The organism is Streptomyces sp. NPDC058964, assembly GCF_042741275.1.
Taxonomy (GTDB): Bacteria; Actinomycetota; Actinomycetes; order Streptomycetales; family Streptomycetaceae; genus Streptomyces.
The window spans coordinates 1-8,620 of the sequence record NZ_JBHYKH010000391.1; the positions used below are offsets into that span (position 1 = coordinate 1).

General features: G+C 71.0%; 10 protein-coding genes. All 10 read left to right on the forward strand.

What is annotated here, in order from left to right:
• The first annotated feature begins 191 nt into the window (after nucleotides 1–191).
• On the forward strand, nucleotides 192–455 hold the full coding sequence (locus ACFW2E_RS34260; protein ID WP_384472055.1) for a DUF6284 family protein: 264 nt from the start codon (nucleotides 192–194) through the stop codon (nucleotides 453–455).
• A complete protein-coding gene (locus ACFW2E_RS34265) occupies nucleotides 452–1,330 on the forward strand; it encodes a protein spdB (RefSeq protein ID WP_384472058.1) in 879 nt (292 codons plus the stop codon). Before ACFW2E_RS34260 ends, ACFW2E_RS34265 begins: the two co-directional genes overlap by 4 nt.
• Nucleotides 1,330–1,734 carry an RRQRL motif-containing zinc-binding protein gene (locus ACFW2E_RS34270; protein WP_384472061.1) on the forward strand — a complete coding sequence of 135 codons (405 nt, stop codon included), beginning with the start codon at nucleotides 1,330–1,332 and terminating at the stop codon, nucleotides 1,732–1,734. Before ACFW2E_RS34265 ends, ACFW2E_RS34270 begins: the two co-directional genes overlap by 1 nt.
• Nucleotides 1,731–1,934 (forward strand): hypothetical protein, encoded by a 204-nt coding sequence (locus tag ACFW2E_RS34275; protein WP_384472064.1) that lies wholly within the window; start codon nucleotides 1,731–1,733, stop codon nucleotides 1,932–1,934. The genes ACFW2E_RS34270 and ACFW2E_RS34275 overlap by 4 nt, the downstream gene beginning before the upstream one ends.
• 2 nt (nucleotides 1,935–1,936) lie before the next feature.
• Nucleotides 1,937–2,254, forward strand: coding sequence for a hypothetical protein (locus ACFW2E_RS34280; RefSeq protein WP_384472067.1), 318 nt, complete (start codon nucleotides 1,937–1,939; stop codon nucleotides 2,252–2,254).
• Between the two features lie 133 nt (nucleotides 2,255–2,387).
• Nucleotides 2,388–4,505, forward strand: a complete 2,118-nt coding sequence (locus ACFW2E_RS34285; RefSeq protein WP_384472070.1) for an FtsK/SpoIIIE domain-containing protein — start codon at nucleotides 2,388–2,390, stop codon at nucleotides 4,503–4,505.
• Between the two features lie 204 nt (nucleotides 4,506–4,709).
• On the forward strand, nucleotides 4,710–5,174 hold the full coding sequence (locus ACFW2E_RS34290) for a hypothetical protein (protein WP_384472073.1): 465 nt from the start codon (nucleotides 4,710–4,712) through the stop codon (nucleotides 5,172–5,174).
• A 14-nt stretch (nucleotides 5,175–5,188) separates the two neighbouring features.
• Nucleotides 5,189–5,848, forward strand: a complete 660-nt coding sequence (locus tag ACFW2E_RS34295; protein WP_384472076.1) for an XF1762 family protein — start codon at nucleotides 5,189–5,191, stop codon at nucleotides 5,846–5,848.
• Between the two features lie 85 nt (nucleotides 5,849–5,933).
• On the forward strand, nucleotides 5,934–6,809 hold the full coding sequence (locus ACFW2E_RS34300; RefSeq protein WP_384472079.1) for a bifunctional DNA primase/polymerase: 876 nt from the start codon (nucleotides 5,934–5,936) through the stop codon (nucleotides 6,807–6,809).
• Nucleotides 6,810–6,811: 2 nt separating this feature from the next.
• Nucleotides 6,812–8,287 (forward strand): ATP-binding protein, encoded by a 1,476-nt coding sequence (locus ACFW2E_RS34305; protein WP_384472082.1) that lies wholly within the window; start codon nucleotides 6,812–6,814, stop codon nucleotides 8,285–8,287.
• Nucleotides 8,288–8,620 lie beyond the last annotated feature (333 nt).

Consider the following 8,620-nt stretch of genomic DNA (forward strand, 5'->3'; position numbering starts at 1 on the left):
GGTCGGGACGGGAGGAACGGAGTCGCAGCGGCGGACTCGGTGGGCGGGGGGTACGGTGTGGTGGCAGGGGCCGGCGCGGCGCGGGGTGGGGGGGTGGGGTGCGCGCGGGGGGCCGGGGCGGCGGCCGCCGCCCCCACCGCCCGCGCGCCCCCTGTTCGGGCCGTTCCACCTGCGAGGGAGAACACGACCCAATGGAGCACATCGTCACTGTTCAGGACGCTGTTACCGCATTCGCCGACTGGATCGAGCCGACGAGCGCTGAGCTGGACGCGATCGAGCAGGAGATGCCCGCGATCCTGGCGGGTGTCGACCTTCTCGACGCGCAGATTGTCACCCTCGACCGCAACCCGAGCGAGCTGGACGCGCGGCGTCTCCGCCGGGCCCACCGCCGGGTGCTCGCCGAGCGGCGGGCCCTGGCCAACCGCACCTCCAGTACGACGGGCGGTGCGGCATGAACACCAGGAACACGAAGACGGTTCTGCCCGCCGTTGCGATGACGGCGGTGTCCATGGTGCTGACCCTGGCCGTGGTCGTGATGTGGCTGGGCACGTCGGTGCCGTGGCCGGTCGCGCTGGTCGTGGGGTTGGGCATCGACGGAGGTTGGCTGGCCACCCTCGCCTACGAACGCCGCCTTGCCGCGCAGGGCGACCACAACCGCATCGTGACCGCTGTCGGCTGGTCCTTCGGCCTGCTCGCCGCCGGGGTCCTGGTAGCGCACGCGCTGACCGCCGGCACGTCCGCCGCCGCGTGGCTGGCTGTGGCCTGGCTGCCCATCGCCGCGAAAGCCCTCTGGCTGGTCCACGGACTGTGGGAGCGCACCGCGCTGACCCCGCTCGCCCTGAACGCCATCCGGGGCATCCAGCAAGAGGCACGCGACGAGGCGGCCGTAGCCCGCGCGCGACTGCGCGCCGAAGCGGCCACCGAGGAAGCCCGCCTCGCCGCCGTGACCGCGGCTGGTGCACGCGTCGCCCGCGTGCAGGCACGCACCGCCAAGACCCTCGCCGGCGCGTGGTCGACGCTGGAGACCGCGCGGCAGGGGGAGGGCACGGGCAGGGCACTGACCAGCGTGACGGCCCCGGTCACGGCCGAGGTCACGCCCCGCTGGGAACTTCCGGTGTGGGGCCCGGTCGAGCCGGTCACAGCGCCCGCGCTGGAGGCCGGTCCCGCGCTCAGCGACGACGAACTCGACGCGCTGGTCGACGCGATCCGCACCAGCCAGACCCCGGCGCTGTCGTACCGGGAGATGGCCAAGCGGTTCCGCGCGGCCGGACACTCCGCCGCTGAAACCCGACTCCGGGCGGCCTGGAACCGCGTGGTCGGGGCGGCCTGATGTCCGCCGCGTGGGGCAAGTGCTACGACCCGACCGGCGCCCGCTACGGCGTGCCCACCTACCCGTGGCGGCTCGCGCCGGACGGGTTCGCCACGCGTCGGCAGTTACGGGCCCGGGGGCTTCGTCCGGGGGGTCAGCCGATCGCCGCTCAGGTCATGCGGTTCAACCGCCGTACCCGTACGCCGCGCGTCGCCTTCCTCTACCGCGAAGACCTCGCGCTGCCCGTGCGGCCGATGACCTCGCGTAAGTGGGGCGCCCTCGCCCTCGCGATGCTCGCCCGCCGCACGTGCCCGAAGTGCCAGGTCACCTACAGCTACTGCATGCCGCGCTCGCTCGGCATGTGCGTGCTGTGCGCCTTTCCCGCCACCCCGCCCCGTGAGCCTGACCAGGGAGGTCAGAAGTGAAGCGGTTCATCAGCGAGACCCGCCGTGACGACGCAGAACGCACCGGGTGGCTGCTCGACGCCGCCGACATCGCGTTCGCGTTCGAACCGGTTAACGGCATCGCCGCCGACTTCGAGGCCGTCGTGATGGAAGGACTCCTCACCGATCAGGCCGTCCCCGTCTACCCGCCCGCCGGCCACACCTACCCCCGGAAGGACTGACCATGGGCAAGCCGAACACTCGCCGCCTGGACCGGGAGATCGCGCTGACGCAGCGCAAGATCGAGGCGGTACAGAACGAGGAGATGTGGCCGCTGACCAGTGCCGAACGGCGCAAGGTCATGGGCGCCCTCGCCGGCGGCTCGTACCGGGTGCTGCGGGGCCAGAGCGCCGGCCGCGCCGAACGGGCCCTTGAGCAGGCCATGAACGCCGTGACCGTGCGGCTGACCGCTGAGCTGACCGCGTTGCAGATGGAGCGGCAGCGCATCGTGACCGAGGCCGCGAGGGAGAAGGCGGCCAAGAAGGCGTCCGGCTGGTGGTGAGCACGGACCACGACCGCTGACCTTCCTGCCAGGGGTGGCCGCGCCCGCCCGCACGCCCGGCTACCCCGGCACCGCTCCCTCCCTCTTCTTCTCAACTCCCGCCCCGTCCGGGGCAGTCAGGAGTCATCCCCGCATGTCCGAGAACGTCGTTCACCTGCACAAGAACACCGACCCGCCCGCCGCTGAGGCGTCCGTGACCACGCTGACCGTGGTCCCCGACCCGGCTCCGGTCAAGCCCGTGCCGCTGTGGGTGCGCTCCGGCCGTGCCATCCGCACGGCCGTCACTCACGAGACCACCAAGACGACCGTGCGCGCGGTGGCCCGGCACGGCCTGTACACGTTCAACGGCGGGCGGATCGTGGCCCGTCGCACGTGGGAGGCGCGCACCCCGGCCCGGTACGAGCGGATGCAGCGGGCCGCCGAAGCCGCGGGAAACCACGAGATCGCCGCCGAGTGGGAAGAGCGCGGTCAGCGCTTCCGCGAGGCACGCCACCGCCGCCGCATGGACCTGCTCCACTCGCCCGTGGACGCCGCGAAGGGTCTCGGGGTCGGCGTCGGCACGGGGGTCGCGGGACTGATCGCACTGGGCGTGATCATGGCGGTCAACAGCCACGACGTCACGGACGTCATCACCCCGCTCAAGGCGGTCATCGACTTCATCGCCACCCTGATCTACATCGTGCAGATCGTCACCCCGTACGCGATCGTGCTCGGGCCGCTGTTCGCCCTGCTGGCGCTGTGGGCGGTCGGCAGTAAGCAGCAGGCCGCACCCACCTGGGCGCTTCCCGCTAACGTCCGCAACGGCGAGGGGGAGCCGATCACCCCGTCCATCGTCGTCAAGGCCCTGCGCGACCTCGGTGTTCCCGCGCTGCGCAACGCCATCAAGGAGATGGGCGACGCGGGCGCCTCGATGCTGGGTCCGATCAGGATCGCCGGGTGTGGGGTCGAGGTGGATGTCACGCTCCCGTCGGGGGTGTCGACCAACGAGGTGCAGCAGCGGCGCCGCAAGCTGGCAGAGAACCTGTCCCGGCACGAGCACGAGGTGTTCATCACCATCCCGCAGGCCGCGCGCACGGTGCGTCTGTGGGTCGCCGACTCGGGGGCGCTGGATGAGCCGATCGGCCCGTCGCCGCTGGTCACCGACGAGACGATGACCGCCAACTACAAGACCGGTAAGGCCCCGTGGGGTCAGGACCTGCGCGGGGACGCTGCCGCGCTGAGCCTGTATCAGCGCCACCTGCTCATCACCGGTCTGTCGAACCAGGGCAAGACGGTTGCCCTGCGCTCCCTCGCCCTGTGGCTGGCGCTGGACAAGTCGGTCCGGTTCCTGATGGGCGACCTCAAGGGCGTCGGAGACTGGGCCATGTTCGACGGTCTCGCCGACACCCTGATCCAGGGCCCGACGGATGAGCACGTGATCCAGGTGACCGAGATGGTCGAGGGCGCGGTGGACGAGATGAACCGCCGTATCCAGGCCCCGCCCGGAACGGTGTTCCCGCCGCTGATCGTGCTGGTCGATGAGGCGCAGGTCGCGTTCATGTGCCCGGCCAAGGACGACGAGAAGCGCCCGTACGGCGGCTCGAAAGCCAACTCCCGGTACTTCATGGCCGTCCGTAAGATCCACAATCAGGGGCGTGCGGTCAACGTGCTGATGTGGCAGGGCACCCAGGATCCCACCAACGAGAACCTGCCCAAGCTGGTCCGCGAGGGCGCGCACACACGGGCCTCGCTCGCGCTGGGCACGGAGTCTCAGGCGCGCATGGCGCTGGGGGACAAGGCGGTCGACGGCGGGGCCGCGCCGAACCTGCTGCGTCCGGGCCTGGATCAGGGAACCCTGGTGCTGGCGTCTTCGGGCATCGACATTCCGGCCGGCCAGTCGTCCATCACGGTGCGCACGCACTACATCGATGACGATGCCGCCGAAGCCATCACCGCCCGGGCCAAGGCCCTGCGCGACGGCGTCACCACCCTGCACGCCGTTGAGAAGGGTGTCGAGCGGGACCGGCTCGCGGACATTGCGTCCGTGGTCGGCGACGCAACGAGGGTGCGCACGCAGGACATCCTCAAGCGCCTCGCGGTCCTCGACGCGGAGGCCTACGGCAAGTGGTCGTTCCTCGACCTCAAGCGTGAACTCGACGGGACCGGCGCTGAGCCGTACAAGTCCGACGGCGTCATGGTCGTCTCGCGTGACCGCCTCGACCGGGCCCTCGCCAACCGCGACGCTGAGGGTTCCGCTTCCGCCGCCGAGTGACGGGGAGCGTACCCCGTCCGGGGCAGGGAGGCAGGGAGAACTCCCTGACCCCCTCCCTGCCCCGCCTCCCTGCCTCTGACCTGCACGAATGATCGTTCAGGGAGACAGGGAGGCACCCCAGGTCAGACCCCGCAAACCCCCTCCACAGCGCCCTCTCAAGGGGGTGCGTCTGCCTCCCTGAACCATGTCCGGAAGGGATTCCGCATGTACCCCGATCCTGCCCGCCACACCCCCCGCGAGGGGGCCGTGGAAGTCCACCAACCGACCCCGATACCGCCCGTCGTCCACGCGCCGGCACCGCTCGTCCCCCTCCAGCCGCGCACCCTCCCGAGCGTGGCGAGCATCGTCCTGCCCGACGGCCGTGTGGTCACCGGCTACTCGCTCAGCCCGGTGCAGCCCGACCCGGTCGTCGCGGTGAAGCCGCCCGTCTCGCGCGCTGCGGTGAACGTCGCCCTCGGGGGCGTCGGGTTCCTCGCCGTGTGCGGCGGACTGCTGCTACTCACCACGTTCATCACCGCGTTGACCGCGCTGATCACCCAGCTCGTCACCCTCGCCGCCGTTCTCTTCGGCGGATTCATCGCCGTGCAGCTCCTCAAGTCCGGCGACGCCAAGGGAGGCAACACCTTCCACATCCGCAAAGCGGTCTTCAAGCGCAACCACTTCGGCTGAGGGGGTGGGACGGCATGACCGCTCCGCCCGACGCGCGAAAGCTGCACATCCGGCCGATGAAATGGCGGGCCGCATGCGCCTACGTGGAAGCCCACCACCGCCACCATGAGGCGCCGCAAGGACATCAGTTCTCCCTCGGTGTCCAAACCGACGACGGCCGCCTGGTCGGGGTGGCCATCGTGGGCCGTCCCGTCAGCCGCCACCTCGACAACGGGCTGACCGTGGAGGTCACTCGAGTGGCGACGGACGGCACCGCGAACGCCTGCTCTGCCCTGTACGCAGCTGCATGGCGCACCGCCCGCAGCGCGGGCTACCGCCGCGCCATCACCTACACCCAAGACGGCGAAAGCGGCGCCAGCTTGCGCGCCGCTGGTTGGGTAAAGGTCGCTGACCTGCCCGCCCGTCCTGGTTGGGACGCCCCCAGCCGTCCCCGGCACGCACGTGGCACGGAGAACATCGCCCGCGCGCTGTGGGAGATGACCACCCACGCTGCCCCGCCACTGCCCGAGTTACGTGACGAAACCAGTGACGAAACCCGCCCCCCGCGTGGCCATCGCAAGCGTTGCCCGGAGTGCAAGAGCCCGATCGCTGCGGCCGCCACCGGCAGGCCCCCGCGGTACTGCTCAGCGGCCTGCCATCAACGCGCCTACCGACGCCGCAGCCACGACCGATAGCTGCGCCAAGGGCGGCCCCCATTCCGCCAAGAACCGGGCCGCCCTGACCAACCAGTCATCCTTCAAGGAACTGGAGACATCCAGCATGACGCAACCGACCGACATCCGGCGAGTAGGCGGCGGCATGGGTGAGCACCTGCGCACCGCGCTGCACCTCGCCGCGTCCGGCATCCCGCCCCTGCCGTTGCGGGCGGGGAAGCTGCCGTTCGGGAACTGCCCGACCTGCGTGCGCAACGCGTGCGGTGGCCGGCCGAACATGAAGATCCCGGGGCCCTGCGCCTGCCCGCTGCCGTGCCACGGATGGGCCGCCGCCACCACCGACCCGCACGTCGTCACCTCCCCGGCATGGGCGCGGGCGTGGCGGGAGGCGGCGGCGGTCGCCTACCACCCCGGCGGCGCCGGGCTGACCGTGGTCGACCTCGACAACGCCGACGCCATCGCCTGGGCCCGCGAGACCCTGCCCGCCACCCGGACCGTGACCACGCCCCGGGGTGAGCACTGGATCTACCGGGGCACCATGGCGTCCTCGAACGCGGTCCGGTCCGGCGTCGACATCAAATCCCTTATGCAGTACGCCCGTTGGCTCGAACCGGGCGAGGGCGCCACTGCCCCTCTGCCGGACGCTGTCCGCGCTCTGGTAAAGGAGGCACCCTCCGCTCGCAGGGCGCCACAGGCGCTCTCAGTGCCCATGAGGGGCCACGGGGGCGAGTGTCGGCATCGCACGCCCACCTACCTCGAACGCGGCATCGCCATGGCGGAGCAGCGCATCACGGACGCCCGCAGCGCGATCCACGCGACGGTGTACCGGACGTTCCTGGCGGTGCTGTCGACGCACGGGCAGTGTGGCTGCCTCACCGACGCCCACATTGCCCGGCTGTTCACCGCTGCTCAGGCCAAGGGCGAAACCGTCCGGCACTGCACCGACGCGTGGACCAACGCCCGCACCGCACTGGGGATGTAGCCATGCCCGAGGACGAGAAGAACCCCGCCCGCGAGATCATCACCGACTACGCCCAAGCGCACTTCCGCTACTTCCGCACCGCCGACGGCACCGTGTACGCGCAGCGCAACGGCCACCCCGTGGCCCGCCCGATCCGCTCCCAGGGCACCACCGGCAGCCACCGGCAGGAACTCATGGTCGGTCTCTTCCGCGACGGGCGTGGCGTGTTCAACGGCACCGCACTCAAGGAGGCACTCGACTTGATCGAAGCACTGGCGCTGACCGAGGACGTACAGCCCGTCCACATCCGCGTGGCCCCCGGATTCGACGGGGCGACCTGGCTGGACCTGGGCCGCGACGACGGACAGTCCGTCCGTATCCACCCCACCGGATGGGACATCGCCATCCCCGACCCGCGCGAGGTGTCCTGGCGGCGCACCCAGCTCACCGGGGAACTGCCCCTGCCGGCCAAGGACACCAACGGCAAGGGCATCGATCTGCTGCTGCGGCTCTGCAACTTCGCCACGGCGGAGACCGAATGCCTGGCCATCGCGTGGCTGATCGGCTGCCTGGGACCGTCCGTGCCCGTCCCCGCCCCGTTCCTCACCGGCCCGCAGGGAGCGGGCAAGTCCACCGGCGGCCGGATGCTGGTCCGGATCATCGAGGGCATGAGCGGGGACCTGCGCCGCGCGCCGAAGGATGAGGAGAACCTGATCACGGCGGTCGCAGCCGGATGGGTCACCGCCCTGGACAACCTCTCCCACATGACCCCGGAACTGTCGGACGCGATGTGCTGCATCGTCACCGGCGCCGAGAACGTGAAGCGCGCGCTGTTCACCGACGGGGACGTCTTCCGCGTCGGCTACCGCCGCCCGCTGCTCATGACCGGTATCGACGTCGGTGTCATCCGCCCCGACCTGGCCGAACGGCTTTTGCCGCTGCGGTTGGAGCGGCCCCGGGTGCGGCGCACCGAGGATGAGCTGTGGACCGAGTACGCGCAGATCCTGCCCGTGGTGCTCGGCTCGCTCCTCGACCTCACCGTCAAGGTCCGCGCGGCAGAAGCGGAGACCCCCACGGACCTGCGCATGGCGGACTTCGCGCACCTGTGCGCGCAGCTTGACGCGGCCACCGGCCTGGGGGCGCTCACCGCCTACCGGGCCAGCCTGGACGACCTGAACGACGACGTGATCGAGGGCGACCTGTTGGCACAGACCGTCCTCCAGTACGCCGATACCCTCGAACCGGGCGCGGACCAGCGGATGACCTCGACCGAGTGGCTGCACTGCCTCACCCGCCTCTACACCGGCGAGGAGTACCGGCCCCTGCCCAAAGGGTGGCCGACCACGGGAAAGGTGCTCTCCGACCGGCTCAAGCGCCTACAGCCCACCCTCGCCGCCCGGGGCGTCCTCATCGACTCCGGGCGCACCAAAGAGGGCCGCTACCTCGAAATGACCCGGCTGCTGCCACCGCCCCCGCACGAGCAGCAACCCGCCTTCTAGCGGCCTCGCCGCACCGCACAAGCAAGAAGAGCACCACCGGCCCCGCGTGCTCTTCTTGCTCTTCGGCGGCGGCCCGCCGCCCTGCTCAGGTCGTGCCGCGTAGCGGCTCCTTCTTCACGTCCTGAGCGACACCGCACCACCACAGACACCCCCTTTTTTTTCCTAAGTAGGGGAACGCTGCGTCACCTGCGTCACCCGGGCCCGGAAAACGGCGGGTGACCTGTGCAGACAGGGGTGACGCAGACGGCTTGTGGCTGGGGTACCCCGCCGCATGAGCGTCACCCATGTCGAACGGGCGTCGGGCCCGGGGGCGGGCCCCCCCCCCGCCGCGGC